15 protein-coding genes are annotated in these 17168 nt (G+C 72.3%); 7 read left to right on the top strand and 8 right to left on the bottom strand.

Annotated elements, in window-relative coordinates; all coding sequences use genetic code 11:
* Nucleotides 1–215 precede the first annotated feature (215 nt).
* Entirely contained in the window at nucleotides 216–2030 is a 1815-nt protein-coding gene (locus ACH4F2_RS17680) for an ABC-F family ATP-binding cassette domain-containing protein (protein ID WP_398133609.1), read from the bottom strand.
* A 155-nt stretch (nucleotides 2031–2185) separates the two neighbouring features.
* Here ACH4F2_RS17680 and ACH4F2_RS17675 point away from each other — a divergent pair, with 155 nt between their 5' ends.
* Complete coding sequence (locus ACH4F2_RS17675) at nucleotides 2186–2782, top strand: Uma2 family endonuclease (RefSeq protein ID WP_398133608.1); 597 nt, start codon at nucleotides 2186–2188, stop codon at nucleotides 2780–2782.
* Between the two features lie 10 nt (nucleotides 2783–2792).
* Here the strand turns inward: ACH4F2_RS17675 and ACH4F2_RS17670 are convergent, their stop codons facing one another.
* The 6 genes from ACH4F2_RS17670 to rsmI all read right to left on the bottom strand — a co-directional run bounded on the left by ACH4F2_RS17670 (nucleotide 2793) and on the right by rsmI (nucleotide 8612).
* The gene (locus tag ACH4F2_RS17670; RefSeq protein WP_398133607.1) at nucleotides 2793–3689 is read right to left on the bottom strand and encodes a 4-(cytidine 5'-diphospho)-2-C-methyl-D-erythritol kinase; all 897 of its coding nucleotides are present in this window, start codon (nucleotides 3687–3689) and stop codon (nucleotides 2793–2795) included.
* Between the two features lie 7 nt (nucleotides 3690–3696).
* Nucleotides 3697–4578, bottom strand: a complete 882-nt coding sequence (rsmA, locus tag ACH4F2_RS17665) for a 16S rRNA (adenine(1518)-N(6)/adenine(1519)-N(6))-dimethyltransferase RsmA (RefSeq protein ID WP_398133606.1) — start codon at nucleotides 4576–4578, stop codon at nucleotides 3697–3699.
* A gap of 104 nt (nucleotides 4579–4682) precedes the next feature.
* A complete protein-coding gene (locus ACH4F2_RS17660) occupies nucleotides 4683–5984 on the bottom strand; it encodes a ubiquitin-like domain-containing protein (protein WP_398133605.1) in 1302 nt (433 codons plus the stop codon).
* Between the two features lie 143 nt (nucleotides 5985–6127).
* A complete protein-coding gene (locus ACH4F2_RS17655; protein WP_398133604.1) occupies nucleotides 6128–7021 on the bottom strand; it encodes a TatD family hydrolase in 894 nt (297 codons plus the stop codon).
* A gap of 41 nt (nucleotides 7022–7062) precedes the next feature.
* Nucleotides 7063–7488 (bottom strand): hypothetical protein, encoded by a 426-nt coding sequence (locus ACH4F2_RS17650; protein ID WP_398133603.1) that lies wholly within the window; start codon nucleotides 7486–7488, stop codon nucleotides 7063–7065.
* Between the two features lie 275 nt (nucleotides 7489–7763).
* Nucleotides 7764–8612, bottom strand: a complete 849-nt coding sequence (gene rsmI / locus ACH4F2_RS17645; protein ID WP_398133602.1) for a 16S rRNA (cytidine(1402)-2'-O)-methyltransferase — start codon at nucleotides 8610–8612, stop codon at nucleotides 7764–7766.
* 139 nt (nucleotides 8613–8751) lie between these two features.
* On the opposite strand from rsmI, the gene ACH4F2_RS17640 reads away from it, so the two are divergent.
* From ACH4F2_RS17640 to ACH4F2_RS17620, 5 genes are all read left to right on the top strand, one after another.
* On the top strand, nucleotides 8752–10497 hold the full coding sequence (locus ACH4F2_RS17640) for a dolichyl-phosphate-mannose--protein mannosyltransferase (protein ID WP_398133601.1): 1746 nt from the start codon (nucleotides 8752–8754) through the stop codon (nucleotides 10495–10497).
* 258 nt (nucleotides 10498–10755) lie between these two features.
* Nucleotides 10756–11262 carry a DUF6232 family protein gene (locus ACH4F2_RS17635; protein ID WP_398133600.1) on the top strand — a complete coding sequence of 169 codons (507 nt, stop codon included), beginning with the start codon at nucleotides 10756–10758 and terminating at the stop codon, nucleotides 11260–11262.
* A complete protein-coding gene (locus ACH4F2_RS17630; protein ID WP_398133599.1) occupies nucleotides 11259–11573 on the top strand; it encodes a hypothetical protein in 315 nt (104 codons plus the stop codon). The genes ACH4F2_RS17635 and ACH4F2_RS17630 overlap by 4 nt, the downstream gene beginning before the upstream one ends.
* A 347-nt stretch (nucleotides 11574–11920) precedes the next feature.
* Nucleotides 11921–13537: a penicillin-binding transpeptidase domain-containing protein gene (locus ACH4F2_RS17625; protein WP_398133598.1), complete on the top strand. Its 1617-nt coding sequence runs from the start codon at nucleotides 11921–11923 to the stop codon at nucleotides 13535–13537.
* Between the two features lie 158 nt (nucleotides 13538–13695).
* Nucleotides 13696–15318, top strand: coding sequence for a penicillin-binding transpeptidase domain-containing protein (locus ACH4F2_RS17620; protein ID WP_398133597.1), 1623 nt, complete (start codon nucleotides 13696–13698; stop codon nucleotides 15316–15318).
* Nucleotides 15319–15348: 30 nt separating this feature from the next.
* Here the strand turns inward: ACH4F2_RS17620 and ACH4F2_RS17615 are convergent, their stop codons facing one another.
* On the bottom strand, nucleotides 15349–15726 hold the full coding sequence (locus ACH4F2_RS17615; protein ID WP_398133596.1) for an SsgA family sporulation/cell division regulator: 378 nt from the start codon (nucleotides 15724–15726) through the stop codon (nucleotides 15349–15351).
* Nucleotides 15727–15955: 229 nt separating this feature from the next.
* On the opposite strand from ACH4F2_RS17615, the gene ACH4F2_RS17610 reads away from it, so the two are divergent.
* On the top strand, nucleotides 15956–17143 hold the full coding sequence (locus tag ACH4F2_RS17610; protein ID WP_398133724.1) for a serine hydrolase domain-containing protein: 1188 nt from the start codon (nucleotides 15956–15958) through the stop codon (nucleotides 17141–17143).
* Nucleotides 17144–17168: the final 25 nt, after the last annotated feature.

Genomic DNA, 17168 nt, shown 5'->3' with positions numbered 1-17168 from the left:
GCTGGCCTCCGGGTCGTCGAACGGCAGTCACTCAGACAGTTCTCGGACGGCCTTTCTATCACCCGGGCAGGACGGTACACCGGGCCGCGTCCACCCCTGTACCCAAGGGAGGACCGGCCCGTGATGCCTCTGTTACGCGGTGGGGGGTCCTGGAGGAGCCCCCCGGAAAGCGCGGCACGCCCCCTTCACGCGTCGCGCGCCCCGCATGTGAAGGGTCAGGCGTCCTCGGCCAGTTCCAGCCAGCGCATCTCCAGCTCCTCGCGCTGACCCGCCAGTTCGCGCAGCTCGGCGTCGAGTTCGGCCACCTTCGCGAAGTCGGTGGCGTTCTCGGCGATCCGCGCGTGCAGCTTGGTCTCCTTCTCGGAGACCTTGTCCAGCTGCCGTTCGATCTTCTGCAGCTCCTTCTTGGCGGCGCGCACGTCGGCGGCGCTCTTCTCGGGCACCTGGGCGGCCGGCTTCGCCGCCGGAGCCGGTGAGTTCGCCGCGGCCGCCTCCTCCATGCGCCGGCGCCGCTCCAGGTACTCGTCGATGCCGCGCGGCAGCATCCTGAGCGCGCCGTCGCCGAGCAGGGCGAAGACCCGGTCGGTGGTCCGCTCGACGAAGAACCGGTCGTGGGAGATGACGATCATCGATCCGGGCCAGCCGTCGAGCACGTCCTCCAGCTGGGTCAGGGTCTCGATGTCGAGGTCGTTGGTGGGCTCGTCGAGGAAGAGGACGTTGGGCTCGTCCATGAGGAGCCTGAGCAGCTGGAGCCGCCGCCGCTCACCGCCGGACAGGTCACCGACCGGCGTCCACTGCTTCTCCTTGCCGAAGCCGAACGTCTCGCACAGCTGTCCGGCGGTCATCTCGCGGCCCTTGCCGAGGTCGACGCGCTCACGGACGCGCTGCACGGCCTCCAGCACCCGCCAGGTGGGGTCGAGCTCGGCGACCTCCTGGGACAGGTAGGCCAGCTTGACGGTCCTGCCGACCCGGACCTGCCCGCCCGCGGGCTGCTGCTCCCCGTCGCTGTACGCGGCGTTCGCGAGGTCCCGCAGCAGGGAGGTCTTGCCGGCGCCGTTGACGCCGACCAGGCCGATGCGGTCGCCGGGACCGAGCTGCCAGGTGACGTGCTTGAGCAGCACCTTGGGACCGGCCTGGACGGTCACGTCCTCCAGGTCGAACACGGTCTTGCCGAGCCGTGACGACGCGAACTTCATCAGCTCGCTGCTGTCCCGGGGCGGCGGCACGTCCGCGATCAGCTCGTTGGCGGCCTCGACGCGGAAGCGCGGCTTGGACGTCCGCGCGGGGGCGCCGCGCCGCAGCCAGGCCAGCTCCTTGCGGACCAGGTTCTGCCGCTTGGTCTCCTCGGTCGCGGCGATGCGCTCACGCTCGGCGCGGGCGAAGACGTAGTCGGAGTAGCCGCCCTCGTACTCGAAGACGTCGCCGCGCTGCACGTCCCACATGCGGGTGCAGACCTGGTCGAGGAACCAGCGGTCGTGGGTGACGCAGACGAGCGCGGAGCGCCGCTCGCGCAGGTGCTGGGCGAGCCAGGCGATGCCCTCGACGTCGAGGTGGTTGGTGGGCTCGTCGAGGACGATCAGGTCCTGTTCGTCGATGAGCAGCTTGGCGAGCGCGATCCGGCGCCGCTCACCACCGGAGAGCGGCCCGATGACGGTGTCCAGGCCCTGCGGGAAGCCCGGCATGTCGAGCCCGCCGAACAGTCCCGTCAGTACGTCCCTGATCTTGGCGTTGCCCGCCCACTCGTGGTCGGCGAGGTCGCCGATGACCTCGTGGCGGACGGTGGCCCCGGGGTCGAGGGAGTCGTGCTGGGTGAGGACGCCGAGCCGCAGTCCGCCGGAGTGGGTTACGCGCCCGGTGTCCGGCTCCTCCAGCTTGGCGAGCATCCGGATCATGGTCGTCTTGCCGTCGCCGTTGCGGCCCACGACACCGATGCGGTCGCCTTCGGAGACGCCGAGGGACACGCCGTCGAGGAGTGCACGGGTGCCGTACACCTTGCTGACGTTCTCGACATTGACCAGGTTGACGGCCATTTCTCTCCTGCCTGGGGGACGATCAGCCTTCAAGCGTAGGCCCTTCGGGGGGTGGGGCGACGCGGACGGGCGCCGTCACTCTGTGTGGTGACGCGTGTCGGACCGTCCGGCTACGGTGGGGAGCAGGCAGCAGGATCCCGTCCATGGGAGGAACCATGACCGCCGAGTCCGTAGAGCACCGTCGCCCACGCTGGCCGGTGCCGCCCGTGGACGGTTACACCGTGGACGACCTGTTCACCCTGCCGGATCTCCCGCCGCACACCGAGTTGATCGACGGGAGCCTGGTTTTCGTGAGTCCGCAGCGCGCTTTTCACGCTGATGCGATCGACCTTCTGGTCAGTGGCCTCCGGCAGTTCGTCCCGCCGGGTTTCAGGGTCAAACGAGAGATGACCATCATCCTCGATCGACGCAACGGCCCCGAACCGGATGTGAGTGTCATTCGGACCGACGCCATTACCGGCCCGGGCCAGACGAGCTATGAGGCAAAGGATGTACTCCTCGCCATCGAGGTCGTCTCCCCCGATTCGGAATCTCGTGACCGCACTACGAAGCCGCAGAAGTACGCAGCTGCGGGAATCGCGAACTTCTGGCGTGTCGAACAGGGCGGAACCAGCGGCAGGCCCGTCATCCACGTCTACGAACTCGATCCGATGACCAAGGCTTACGTGCATGTGGGCATGCACCGTGAACGAATCAAGGTCGACAAGCCCTATTCCATCGACATTGACCTGACCGTCATCGACCAGCTCTGAGCCGGATCCCTCAGACCACCGTCGCCCCCACCGCCGGCCCCGACGCCGTACGCACGTCGCGGCACGTCCCCGACGCCCGCAGCACCCCGGCGATGTCCGACGCCGACCTGGCGTCGGTGGCGAGGAAGGCCGTCGTCGGCCCCGAGCCCGAGACCAGGGCCGTCAGCGCGCCCGCCGCCCGCCCCGCCGCGAGGGTGTCGGACAGCTCGGGGAAGAGGGAGAGCGCGGCCGGCTGGAGGTCGTTGGTGACGGCGACGGCGAGTGCGGCCGGGTCGCCCTTGGCGAGGGCGTCGAGTACGGGCTGGGCGGCGACCGGCTCCGGAATGTCCAGGCCCTCCCCCAGCCGGTCGAACTCGCGGAAGACGGCCGGTGTGGACAGCCCCCGCGAGGCCAGCGCGAACACCCAGTGGAAGTCGCCGCCGACCTCGAGCTCCGTCAGCTTCTCGCCCCGCCCGGTGCCGAGAGCGGCGCCGCCGACCAGGCTGAAGGGGACGTCACTGCCCAGTTCGGCGCAGATCGCGAGCAGCTCGTCGCGCGAGGCGCCGGTGCCCCACAGGGCGTCGCAGGCGACCAGCGCGCCCGCGCCGTCCGCGCTGCCGCCCGCCATACCGCCGGCCACGGGGATGTCCTTGACGATGTGCAGGTGCACGTCGGGGCTGCGCCCGTACCGCTCGGCGAGGGCGAGTGCGGCGCGGGCGGCGAGGTTGGTCCGGTCCAGGGGGACCTGGTCGGCGTTTGGGCCCTCGCAGGTGACGCGCAGGCCGCCCGGTGACGGGGTCGCGGTGATCTCGTCGTACAGGGAGACGGCGAGGAAGACGTTGGCCAGGTCGTGGAAGCCGTCGGGGCGCGCGGCGCCGACCGCGAGCTGGACGTTGACCTTGGCGGGGACGCGGACCGTCACGCTCACTTGCTCGTCACTCCTCGTGTTCGGGTTCGGCGGTACGACGCTCGGCGATACGCGCGAACTCTTCCACGGTCAGCGCCTCTCCGCGCGCCTGCGGCGACACGCCCGCGGCGACGAGGGCGGCCTCGGCGGCGGCGGCCGAGCCGGCCCACCCGGCGAGGGCGGCCCGCAGGGTCTTGCGGCGCTGGGCGAACGCGGCGTCGACGACGGCGAAGACCTCACGCCGGGACGCGGTGGTCTTCAGCGGCTCGGTCCGCCGGACGAGTGACACGAGCCCGCTGTCGACGTTCGGCGCTGGCCAGAAGACGTTGCGGCCGATGGAACCCGCCCGGCGGACCTCGGCGTACCAGTTGGCCTTCACGGACGGCACGCCGTACACCTTCGAGCCGGGCCCGGCGGCGAGCCGGTCGGCGACCTCGGCCTGCACCATCACGAGGGTGCGCTCGATGGTCGGGAAGGTTTCGAGCATGTGGAGGAGGACGGGCACGGCCACGTTGTACGGCAGGTTGGCGACCAGCGCGGTCGGGGCGGGGCCCGGCAGCTCGCTCACGTGCATCGCGTCGGAGTGGACCAGCGCGAAACGGCCGGTGTGCTCGGGCATGCGGGCGGCGACGGTGGCGGGGAGGGCGCCGGCGAGTACGTCGTCGATCTCGACGGCGGTGACCCGGTCGGCGGCCTCCAGCAGGGCCAGGGTGAGCGAGCCGAGACCCGGTCCCACCTCGACCACCACGTCGTCGGGGCGTACCTCGGCGGTGCGGACGATACGGCGGACCGTGTTCGCGTCGATCACGAAGTTCTGGCCGCGCTGCTTGGTGGGGCGTACGCCGAGGGCTGCCGCGAGTTCGCGGACGTCGGCGGGGCCCAGGAGGGCGTCGGGGGTGGGGCTGCTCACCCCGCAAGGGTAGCCGGGGGCGGGCGGGGGGCGGCCGGGGTCGGGTGAGGGGCGGCCCGGGGCGCGGGAGGACGGGGCCGCCGGGCCGCCGGGGACGTCGCCGGTCACCCCTTCAGGCGGGCCCCGCAGTGCGGCCAGGAGTCGGCGCCACCGCGTACGTACAGCTTCTTCGCGCGGTACGTCTGCTCGGCGGCCGGCGCGTCCTCGGGACGTCCTTCGCCGCCGAGGCCGCGCCAGGTGTGCGTGTCGAACTGGTAGAGGCCCCCGTACGTCCCCGAGGGGTCGACGGCGTCCGGGCGTCCGCCCGACTCGCACGCGGCCAGGCCCTGCCAGTCCAGGTGGTCGGCGCCCCGCACGGACTTCGGCCGGGCACGCGTGCCGACCAGCACGATCTGCGGGCGGGGTGCGCGCACGACCTCGGTGCGCAGCAGGCGGGGCCTGTCCCGGACACCGTTGACGGTGCGCAGCGCGTACGTGGTCCGCCGCAGTCCGGGCCGGCCCGCCTGCTGGACGACCTCGGTGCCCCGGTAGAGGGAGGAGTCGTCGACGCGGCGCACGGCGAACGGGACCGGGTCCTCGCGGACCTCCTCGGAGCCGGTGATCCGCAGCACCGTGACGGTCTGCCCGTCGCGGGGGAAGCCGGTCGCCGGGACGGAGGTGGTGTCCTGGCCGCGCAGGGTGACCCCGGCCTCCTCGACGGCCTCGCGGACGGTCGCCGCGTTGGTGCGGACGGTGCGGGCCCGGCCGTCCGCCATGACCGTCACCACCCGCTCGGTCCGCACGTCCAGGGTGAGGCCCTCCCGTCCGATGCGCCGGGAGCCCCCGGTGGACAGGTACGCGCCCTCGGTGCGCACGCCGAGCCCCCGCAACGCCCCCTCCACCGTCTCCGCGGTCGTCCACACCTGGCGCCGGCGGCCGTCGAGGGTGAGCAGGACGGGCCGCCCGTAGTGGACGGCGACCTCCTCGCCGCTGGTCAGCGGGGTGCCGGGGGTGGGCACGATCACGTCGTGGGTACCCACCTCGACGCCCTCCTCCGCGAGCAGCTCGGTCACGTCGTCGGCGAAGGTGTGCAGCGTGCGCGGTGTGCCGTCGACGGTCAGCTCGACCGCCTTGTCCTTGGCGACGAAGGCGGTGGTGCCGCCCGCGAGGAACACCAGGACCAGCGCGCGCGGCAGCAGCCGGCGCAGGGGGCCGTCCGCCCGCCCGGCGCACCGCTCCCGCCGCCGGCGTACGGCCCGCCCGTCACCGGGCGCGGGGCAGCTGTCGCCGTACGCCAGGGTCGGCGCGCTGTGTACGTCGTGCGGCGGGTACGGCGCGCATGGCGCGTATGGCGCGTACGGCGCGTCGATCTCGTGGGTCGCGGAGGTCTCGAAGGTCTCGAAGGTCTCGAACTGTGTTCTGCTCACGCCGACACGCTCCAGGGGTCCGGATCGGGCCCCCAGAACCTAGCGGAGCGGTAGTCACTCTCCAAAGCGACGTGACTACGCAGCGTGGCGAACTGTCCGCTTCGGCGGCCGTCCGGTCGGCCGTCTCCCTCGGTGGCCGTCCGTCAGTAGCCGAAGGCGCGGGCCGTGTTCGCCGCCAGGGCGGTCGCCAGCGTGTCCTCGTCGACGCCCCGCACGCCGGCCATGGCGCGCACCGTGACCGGGATCAGGTAGGGCGCGTTGGGCCGCCCCCGGTAGGGCACCGGCGTCAGGAACGGCGCGTCGGTCTCCACGAGGACCAGCTCCAGCGGGGCCACGGCGAGGGCGTCGCGCAGGTTCTGGGCGTTCTTGAAGGTGACGTTGCCGGCGAAGGACATGTAGTACCCGGCGCGTGCGCAGATCTCGGCCATTTCCGCGTCGCCCGAGTAGCAGTGGAAGACGGTGCGTTCGGGGGCGCCCTCCTCCTCGAGGACGCGCAGGACGTCGGTGTGGGCGTCGCGGTCGTGGATGACCAGGGCCTTGCCGTGCCGCTTGGCGATCTCGATGTGGGCGCGGAACGACCTCTCCTGGGCTTCCTTGCCCTCGGGGCCGGTGCGGAAGTGGTCGAGGCCCGTCTCGCCGACGCCCTTGACCTGGGGCAGCGCGGCCAGCCGGTCGATCTCGGCGAGGGCGTCGTCGAGCGCCGCGTCCCCGCCGGGCTGCCGGGCACCCTGCCTCGACCAGCCCTCGGGGTCCCCGTGCACGATCCGCGGCGCCTCGTTCGGGTGCAGGGCGACGGTGGCGTGCACGGCGTCGTACGCCGCCGCCGTCTCGGCCGCCCAGCGGGAGCCCGCGAGGTCGCAGCCGACCTGGACGACCGTGGTGACCCCGACCGACGCGGCCTTGGCGAGGCCCTCCTCCACGGTGCCCGACTGCATGTCGAGGTGGGTGTGGGAGTCGGCGACCGGCACCCGCAGGGGTTCGGGGAGCGGGGGCGCGTCGTTCTTGTCGGACCGGCCCGGGGCGGCGTTCGAAGGCATGCCCCGATCCTACGAAAGGTCCCGCGGGCCCCCGGCCGGGGTCAGCTCGCCCGGCGGTGGAGGTGGAGGGCGTGCAGGAGGCCGGCCAGGTGCCGGTGCCGGCGCTCCGCGGAGGGCGCCGGGGTCCCCGGGGCGCCCGGCACCACCGGGACCTCCAGTGGTCCGGCCGGCGGCACCCGGTGCTGTCCGGGCGCGGTGCCGCGCACCGAGGCGACACGCCCGGGCCGCAGGATCCGTACGACGTGGTTGTCGCAGTCGGCGCAGGTCGGCCGGGTCAGCGGGGAGGGCACGACGCGGCCGTCCGCGACGTAGAGCACGAACTCGTGGCCGTCGGCGCCCTTGTGGTGCTCGATCTCGAAGGACTGCTCCCAGCCGTTCCCGCAGCGCATGCAGGCGAAGGAGTACGACTCGTGTACGACGGCGGTGGCACCGGCGCGCAGTCCGGTCCGCGCGGCACTCTCACTCATGCTCATCCCGGCTCCTTCGGTCGGCCGGCCGTTCCTTCTGCCCCTTCCTCCAGTGGACTCCTCCGCCCACGGGAAAGCACCGGATCTGCCGAGTGTTTGAGCCGATTTGGGGCGCCCTTGGCGCAAGGGCACCGAAAGTCAGGAACAGGTCAAGCGCGGCCGTATCAGGCCCCTCCATACGGGTCCCTCGGTACAGGCCCCTCCGAGGGACCTGACCGAGGGGCCTGACCGAGAGGTCTGGTCGAAGGGCCTGACCGTCGGTCAGGGCCCCTCGGTCAGGCCCCCGCGTTCTTCGCCGCCACCACCGCGTCGAACACCTCCCGCTTGGGCACGCCCACCTGCGCGGCCACGGCGGCGATCGCCTCCTTGCGCCGCTCCCCGGCCTCCTCGCGCACCCGCACCCTGCGCACCAGCTCCTCGGCGCCGACCTCCTCGGGCCCCGTCTCCGGCGCGCCCTCGACGACGACGGTGATCTCGCCGCGCACCCCCTCGGCGGCCCACTCGGCGAGTTCCCCGAGGGGACCGCGCCTGACCTCCTCGTAGGTCTTGGTCAGCTCCCGGCAGACGGCGGCCCGCCGGTCGGCGCCGAAGACCTCGGCCATGGCGGTGAGGGTGTCGTCGAGGCGGTGCGGGGCCTCGAAGTAGACGAGGGTCCGGCGCTCCCCGGCCACCTCACGCAGCCGGGAGAGCCTCTCGCCCGCCTTGCGCGGCAGGAAGCCCTCGAAGCAGAAGCGGTCGACCGGCAGCCCGGACAGGGCGAGCGCGGTGAGCACGGCGGACGGGCCGGGCACGGCGGTGACCCGGACGTCCCGCTCGACGGCGGCGGCGACCAGCCGGTAGCCGGGGTCGGACACGGACGGCATCCCGGCGTCGGTCACGAGCAGCACCCGTGCGCCGCCCGCCAGCTCCTCGACGAGCTCGGGCGTACGGGCGGACTCGTTGCCCTCGAAGTAGGACACGACGCGCCCGCGGGGCGTGACGCCGAGCGCCTGGGTGAGCCGGCGCAGCCGCCGGGTGTCCTCGGCGGCGACGACGTCCGCGCCGGCCAGTTCCTCGGCGAGCCGCGGCGGGGCGTCCCGGACGTCGCCGATGGGGGTGCCCGCCAGTACAAGGGTTCCAGTCACGCCCCCATCCTCCCAGGAGCGGACGGGCATCCTCCAAGGCGCGGACGGACGCCCTTGCGAAGGCGGACGGACGGGGACGCATCCGACCGGTCCGGGGCATGCGCGGGACGCGCACAGTACGGTTCCCTACGATGGCGCGGTGACCAGTACCGCGTCCTCCACGGACACCCTGCACGACCAGGCCCCGTCCGACCAGCGGCCGGCCTGGCAGCAGCGGCTGCGCCGCTTCGGCTACACGGCACCGCCCGCGGCCGACGACGTCCGCGACCGGCTGGTGCCGCCGTACACGCGCCCCGGTCCGCGCCTGTGGGTCTTCCTCGGCCTGTCGAAGCCGCTCGCCGGCCGGCTCGTGCGCTGGTCGGCGTGGGGCGGGCCGCTGCTGGTGGCGCTGCTGGCGGGCGTGCTGCGGTTCTGGAACCTGGGCAGCCCGAAGGCGGTGATATTCGACGAGACGTACTACGCCAAGGACGCCTGGGCGCTGGTCCGCCGCGGTTTCGAGGTCAACTGGGACAAGAACGCCAACGACCTCATCCTGAACTCGGGCGGCGACGTCCCGGTCCCGACGGACGCGGCGTACGTCGTGCATCCCCCGGTCGGCAAGTACGTCATCGGGCTGGGCGAGCTGCTGTTCGGGTTCGACCCGTTCGGCTGGCGGTTCATGACGGCGCTGCTCGGCACGCTGTCGGTGCTGCTGCTGTGCCGGATCGGGCGGCGGCTGTTCCGCTCCACGTTCCTGGGGTGCCTGGCGGGCGCGCTGATGGCGGTGGACGGGCTGCACTTCGTGATGAGCCGCACCGCGCTGCTGGACAGCGTGCTGATGTTCTTCGTGCTGGCGGCCTTCGGCTGCCTGGTCGCCGACCGCGACTGGGCCCGCCGCAGACTCGCCGCGGCGCTGCCGGTGGACGACGACGGCCGGGTCCGGCCGGACGCGCACCTCGCCGAGACGTTCCGGTTCGGGTGGCGTCCGTGGCGGCTGGCGGCGGGGCTGATGCTGGGCCTGGCCGCGGCCACCAAGTGGAACGGCCTGTACATCATGGCGGCCTTCTGTGTGATGGCCGTGCTGTGGGACGTCGGCGCCCGCCGCGTCGCGGGTGCCCACCGGCCGTACCGGGCGGTGCTGCGGCACGACCTGGGCTGGGCGTTCCTGTCGACGGTGCCGGTCGCCCTCGTCACGTACGTCCTGTCCTGGCTGGGCTGGATCCTCTCCCCCGCCGACGGCACCGGCGGCTACTACCGCGACTGGGCGGCGAACGACGGCAAGGACAGCGCCTGGTCCTGGCTCTTCCCGGACTGGTGGCGCAGCCTGTGGCACTACGAGTCGCAGGTCCTGGAGTTCCACACCCACCTCACGTCGCCGCACACCTACGAGTCGAACCCGTGGAGCTGGATCGTCCTGGGCCGTCCGGTCTCCTACTTCTACGAGTCGCCGGCGGCCGGTTCCGACGGCTGCCCGGCCGACGCGGGCCAGAAGTGCGCCCGCGAGGTGCTGGCGCTCGGCACACCGCTGCTGTGGTGGGTGGGCGTCTTCGCCCTGCTGTACGTGCTGTGGCGCTGGGCCTTTTGCCGCGACTGGCGCGCGGGCGCCATCGCCTGCGGCGTCATGGCCGGTTATCTGCCCTGGTTCTTCTACCAGGAGCGCACGATCTTCCTCTTCTACGCCGTCGTCTTCGTGCCGTTCCTGTGCCTGGCGGTGGCGATGCTGCTGGGGGCGATCGTGGGCCGGCCGGGCTGCGGCGACACCCGGCGGGTCGCGGGGGCGACGGCGGCGGGCGTACTGGTGCTGCTGATCGCGTGGAACTTCGTCTACTTCTGGCCGCTGTACACCGGCACCCCGATCCCGATGGACGACTGGCGGTCGCGGATGTGGCTGGATACCTGGGTCTGACCCGGCGGTGACCCGGATCACGATTCGAAGCGCGGTTCGAGTCATGATCCGGAACACCCTCCCGGCGATCCGTTCCGAAAGCAACAGGCCGCCCCTCCGACGGTGCCGAAAACGGTCCGGTCACCAAAACACCACTTTCCCCCGTACACCTCCGCCGTCCCCCGCGGCTCAATACGGTCGGCTCCTCATCGAGGCGAGGCGCGTGACCGCGCAACCGGTGGGTGGCACCCATCGCGCCGAAAACAGGGGGAGCGGCAATTGGCGTACTCACGCGGTACGACGGACGTGCACATCAGCAAGGGCGCGCTGTGGATCGGGTCGGACACCTATCCGCTGCGCAACATCGCGCACACGTCGCTACGAGAACTCCACCCCGACCGTGCCGCCGCCCGGTCGAAGTTCGTCAAGGGCCTGATCGGCCAGCTGATCGTGTTCTTCCTCGGGATCGGGCTCGCGCAGGTGTCGGCGTTCGTCGGCATCGCGGTGATCCTCGTCGCGACCGGGTTCGCGGTCCGCGGCTACCTGGAACTGCAGAAGGTCCTGAACGCCCCGACGCTCTACGTCCTTCAGATCACGACGTCGGGCAATCCGCAGACCGCCCTCACCACGGACGACAGGGTGGCCCTGGACGGCCTCTTCCGTCAGCTGATGGAGGCGATGGACAACCCGGAGATCCAGGTCGACCTCCAGATGCCCACCTACACCATCACCGGCGACCACATCTACCAGTACGGCGACCACAACACCGGGAAGGTGACCACGTGAACGGCGACTCGGTCACGCAGTTCGGCAATCAGAACATCGGCATCATCAAGACCCAGGGGCCGGTGGATCCGCAGGCGGCACTGCAGCAGATGATCAGCGCCGCGCTGTCGCTCCGCGAGCGGGTCGGTGACGACGACCGGGTAGTCATCGACACCGCCCTGGACGTGATCCGGGACGAGGGACCGGCCGACCCGGGCCGGTTCCGTCAGGCGCTGGCCGGCATCACCGGTATCGCGGCCCTGGTCGGCGAGGCGGGCGCCCCGGCGCTCGGTGCGGCGACCCGGCTGATGGAGGCGCTCGGCCTGCAGTGAGGCGCGCGGGGCGGCGCCGGACGAACACGGAACAGCCGCCGCGCGAGCGTGGAAGAGATACCGAACGACCACGGAACAGGTCCCGAACGAGCACGGAACAAGCACCGAACAGGCAGTGAACAGGCACGGGGCGGACGCGGGACGGACGCCGGCACGACCCGGCGGTCGTTCCGCGCCGGCCGTGCCGTCGGCCGTCCCGTCGGCCACCCTGTCAGCCGTTCACCACGCTAACGATTGCGTCACCCCCGCACCTCCCGCCCGCTGTTCCGCATACAGTGCGGGAGCGACCACGTCTTCTGAACGCGTTCAGAAAACGTCACAGGGGTATCCAGGGGAGGAAAGGCGCGATGCGCAAGGGGGTGAAGGCCGCCGTCATAGGCGGCGTGTTCGCCGTGATGGTGGGCGGAGCCGGATACGGCACCTACAACGTGGTGTCGGCACTGGACGGCGGGGGCTCGGGCGGAGGGTCGGCCAAGAGCGGGCCGCCGAGCGGCGACGAGGTCGAGGAGACGGCGGACAAGTTCTTCACGGCCTGGGAGAAGGGGGACGCGACGAAGGCGGCGTCCCACACGAACAACGCCACGGTCGCCGGGACTCTGCTGACCGCCTACGGCGAGGAAGCGCACATCACCGACGTCGAGATCACACCCGGCACGGTGGCCGGCACCGCCGTGCCGTTCACCGTGCAGGCGAAGGTGTCGTACGAGGGCACGTCCAAGCCGCTGACGTACAAGAGCGAGCTGACGGTGGTGCGCGGTGAGACCAGCGGACGCGCGCTGGTCGACTGGCAGCCGTCCGTCGTCCATCCCGAGCTGAAGGACGGGGACACCCTGGTCACCGCGGAGTCGACCACCCCGCAGATCCAGGCGGTCGGCCGCGACGGTGCCGTGCTGACCAAGGAGAAGTACCCCTCGCTCGGCCCGGTCCTCGCCACGCTCCGGGAGAAGTACGGCGACCAGGCGGGCGGCACCCCCGGCATCGAACTGGCGGTCCGTCACGCTGCCGCGGACACCCCCGACACGCCGCTGCTGACCCTGACCGAGGGCGAGCCCGGCAAGCTGGAGACGACGCTCAGCGCGAGCGTGCAGGCGGCGGCCGAGAAGGCGGTGAAGCGCTACGGCGAGTCGTCCGTGGTGGCCGTCAAGCCGAGCACCGGCGAGGTGCTGGCCGTGGCGAACAACCGCGCGGACGGCTTCAACGCGGCCTTCCAGGGACGGCTCGCGCCCGGCTCCACCATGAAGATCATCACCGCGGCGATGCTCATCGACAACGGCGTGACCTCGATGAACGGCCCGGCCCCCTGCCCCGGCACGGCGATATGGAAGAACCAGACCTTCAAGAACCTCACCGGCATGGAGCCCAACGAGGGCGCCACCCTCGCCAACACCTTCATGCGGTCCTGCAACACGGGCTTCATCAAGCTCATCGACGAGGTCACCGACGCCTCGCTGACGACGGAGGCCGAGGAGCGCTTCGGGCTGGGCCGCGACGACTGGCAGACCGGCATCGTCTCCTTCGACGGCAAGGTCCCCGCCGTCAGCGGCCCGGACCGCGCGGCCAACGCCATCGGCCAGGGCCAGGTCCAGATGAACCCGCTGAACATCGCGTCCGTGACGGCGACCGCCATCACCGGCGAGTTCCGCCAGCCCTACCTGGTCTCGCCCGGTCTGGACGACCGCGAGCTCGCCACCGCCAAGGGCCTGCCGCAGAGCACCGCCGCCCAGCTCAAGCAGATGATGCAGCTCACCGCCACCCAGGGCACCGCCCAGGAGGCCATGTCCGGGCTCCGGGGCGACATCGGTGCCAAGACGGGATCGGCCGAGGTCGACGGGTCGTCCACGTCCGACAGCTGGTTCACCGGCTTCCGGGACGACGTCGCGGCGGCGGCCATGGTCGAGGACGGCGGCCACGGCGGCGACGCGGCCGGCCCGATCGTGGCGGACGTGTTGCGCGCAGGAGGCTGAATCCGGTCGGCCGCGCCGTGCGGAAGACCCTAGGGTGGTCGCCGTCGTAGGCAACGAGGGCACCGCCGGCTCCGTCGGACGACGGGGAGCGCGCGGAGGAACGGGACGCAGTGGGCAGCAGAAGGGCCGCCGGCGAGCGGCGGAGAACGAAACCCGCCGTGATCGGCAGTGTGGCCGCCGTGGTCGTGGCCGGCGCCGGATTCGGTGCCTACGCGATGTACGGCGGCGCCGGCGCCGAGGACACCGCGCGCACCACGTCCGCGGCGGCCGGGAAGAAGGCGAAGTCGGGCCCCCTCACGGCGACCGAGGTCACCTCTACGGCCCAGCGGTTCCTCACCGCCTGGCAGCAGGGCGACGTCGCCGGGGCGGCCGCCGCGACCGACGACACCGAGGCCGCGAAGGCGCTGCTCACCGGCTACACCGAGGACGCCCGCGTCAGGGACGTCACGCTCACCGCGGGCACCCCGGCGGCGGAGAAGGTCCCGTTCGCCGTCAAGGCCACCGTCACCCACGGGACGACGGCGAAGCCACTGGCGTACGACAGCGCGCTGACCGTCGTCCGCCGGGCCGGCGACGGCGAGCCGCGCGTCGACTGGCACGCCTCCGTCGTCCATCCGGAACTGAGGGACGGCGACAGGCTGGTCACCGGCGAGGCCGGTACCCCGCCGGTCAAGGCACTGGACCGGAACGGCGCGGAGGTCACGGCCGCGAAGTACCCGTCGCTCGGCACCGTGCTGGACGGCCTGCGCGAGAAGTACGGCAAGAAGGCCGGCGGCACCCCCGGCATCGAACTGCGCGCGGTCCGGGGCAAGGAGTCGAAGGCGGCCAAGACCTCCGACAAGACGCTGCTGGAGCTGAGCGAGGGCACGCCCGGCACCGTGAAGACGACCCTGGACCCCGCCCTGCAGGCCGCCGCCGAGAAGCAGGTGGCCGGCAAGGCACGGGCGTCGGTGGTCCTGCTGCGCGCCTCCACCGGTGAGATCCTCGCGGTCGCCAACGGCGGCCACGGCTTCAACACCGCCTTCCAGGGCTCGCTGGCCCCCGGCTCCACGATGAAGGTCATCACCGCCTCGATGCTGATCGAGAAGGACCTGGCGTCGATGGACGAGAAGCATCCCTGCCCGAAGTTCTTCGGCTACGGCGGCTGGAAGTTCCAGAACGACGACAAGTTCGAGATCAAGGACGGCACCTTCAAGGCGAGCTTCGCCCGCTCCTGCAACACCGCCTTCATCAGCCAGGCCCCCGAGCTGGAGAACGACGACCTGACCAGGCAGGCGAAGGAGGTGTTCGGCCTGTCGATGAACAACTGGTCCGTCGGCGTGCCCACCTTCGACGGCTCGGTGCCGGTACAGAGCGCGGCCCCGATGGCCGCCTCCCTCATCGGGCAGGGCGGGGTGCGGATGAACCCGCTGAACATGGCGTCCGTGTCGGCGACCGTGAAGTCGGGCGGCTTCCACCAGCCGTACCTGGTCGCCCGGTCGGTCGACGGCCGCGAGTTCGCCACGGCCTCCCGCACGATGTCCGCGTCCACGCTGGCGCAGCTGCGCGAGCTGATGTCCTACACGGCGGCGTACGGCACCGCCGCGGAGGCGATGGCCGGGGTGAGCGGTGACGCCGGCGCGAAGACCGGCTCGGCGGAGGTCGACGGCCAGGAGCAGCCCAACGGCTGGTTCACCGCGTACCGGGGCGACCTGGCGGCGGCGGGCGTGGTCCAGCAGGGCGGCCACGGCAGTGAGTCCGCGGGGCCGATCGTCGCGGCGCTGCTGAGGAACGCCGGCTGACCGGCGGCGCGAGGATGTGCGGCCGGAGGCTCAGTGGGCCACCGGCTGGGCCACCGCGGTGTGGGTCCGGCGCAGGAACCGGATGAGTGCCTTGGTCTCGAACTGGACCACCGAGCAGCCCTGCGGGGTGTGGAACTCGACGACGACCTGCACCCGCCCGCACGGCCACACCCGCACCTCTCCGGTCCCGGTGGGCGCACGCAGGCCCTGCTCCAGCAGTGACCGGGAGAAGGTCCATTCGCGGACACCGGGGCCGCGGCCTCGCGCGGGCAGCCCGACACACACGGCCCGCGGGTCGCGGTCGGGGTCGTAGCGCAGCACGACGGGTAGGGCTCCGCCGTCGTCCTCGTCCGGGAGGTCCGCGTCCGTCAGGATGTGGGCTCGTGCGTACTGTTCGACTACGGACATCGGATCGCCCCTTACGCTCGCCCCGTCTGCGAAAGCTGTGCGTCCACCCCCGTACGCCACCTACTCCAATGTCCCATATTTCCCGGGTCACGCCTTCCGGGCCGCACATCACATGTGAGTTCGGCCTCCGCTTCGCCCTTGGAATCGCGGGCGGCCGGTGGTGGTTGCACCGACTGTCGCAGGCGGTCGGAAGGGACGTGGGGAAGTGGACGTGGACGGGGACGCGAGCGTGGATGTGCACGGCACGGTGGCCGAGGGTTTCGAGCCGGTCCGGGACGCGTTCGCACGGAACTTCGCGGCGCTCGGGGACCGGGGCGCGGCGGTCGCCGTCTACCGGGACGGGCGCAAGGTCGTCGACCTGTGGGGCGGCACCAGGGACATCGACGGCACCGAACCGTGGCGCCGCGGCACCGCCCAGGTCGTGCGTTCGGCGACGAAGGGCGTCGCCGCCGCCGTACCGCTGCTGCTGCACCAGCGCGGGGAGCTGGACCTGGACGCGCCGGTGGGCGCGTACTGGCCGCAGTTCAAGGCGCACGGCAAGGAGCGGGTGCTGGTCCGGCACGTGCTCGGCCACCGGGCCGGGCTACCGGTCCTGGACCGGCCGCTCACCCCGGAGCAGGCCCTGGACCCGCTGCGCGGCCCGGAGGCCGTCGCCGCGCAGGCACCCGTCTGGGAACCGGGCACGGACCACGGTTATCACGCGCTGACGTACGGCTGGCTGCTCGACGAACTGGTCCGCAGGGCGACGGGCGGGCGCGGCACCGGTGAGTGGATCGCGGACGAGATCGCCCGGCCGCTCGGTCTCGACCTGTGGCTGGGGCTGCCGGCCGCCCAGGAGGCGGCGGGCCGGGCCGGGCGCGTCGGGCGCGTCGAGGGCCCCGAGCCGTCGGGAAGCGGCCCGCGCCTGCGTCCCAAGCGTTCCGTCACCGAGGCCTATGCCGACCCCGGCTCGCTCACCCGACGCGCTTTCGCCGCGATCACTCCGTTCCCCGACCAGAACGACCCGGCGTACCGCGCGGCGGCCCTCCCGGCGACCAACGGCATCGCGACCGCCGACGGGCTGGCCCGCTTCTACGCGGCGCTGATCGGCGAGGTCGACGGCGTGACGCGGCGGGCCCGCCTGTTCGACCCGGCCACGATGGAACGGGCCCGCGCCGAGGAGTCGGCCGGTCCGGACCGGGTCCTCGTCGTGGGCACCCGCTTCGGCCTCGGCTACATGCTGCACGGCAGCGCGTCCCCGTTCCTGTCCCCGGGTTCCTTCGGCCACCCGGGCCGCGGCGGCGCCCTCGGCTTCGCCGACCCGGAGTCGGGCGTCGCCTTCGGCTATGTCACCAACGGCTTCCGCAAGACCGTGACGGCGGACCCGCGGGCGCAGGCGCTGGTCCGGGCGGTACGGGCGTCACTCGGCGCGGGCTGACCGGGCAACCCGCCGAGGAGTGCCC

It is taken from the genome of Streptomyces sp. NPDC017890 (assembly GCF_044328675.1).
Taxonomy (GTDB): domain Bacteria; phylum Actinomycetota; class Actinomycetes; order Streptomycetales; family Streptomycetaceae; genus Streptomyces.
Note: the sequence above shows the minus strand (reverse complement) of the source record. Positions and strands in the feature narration are given on the sequence as shown.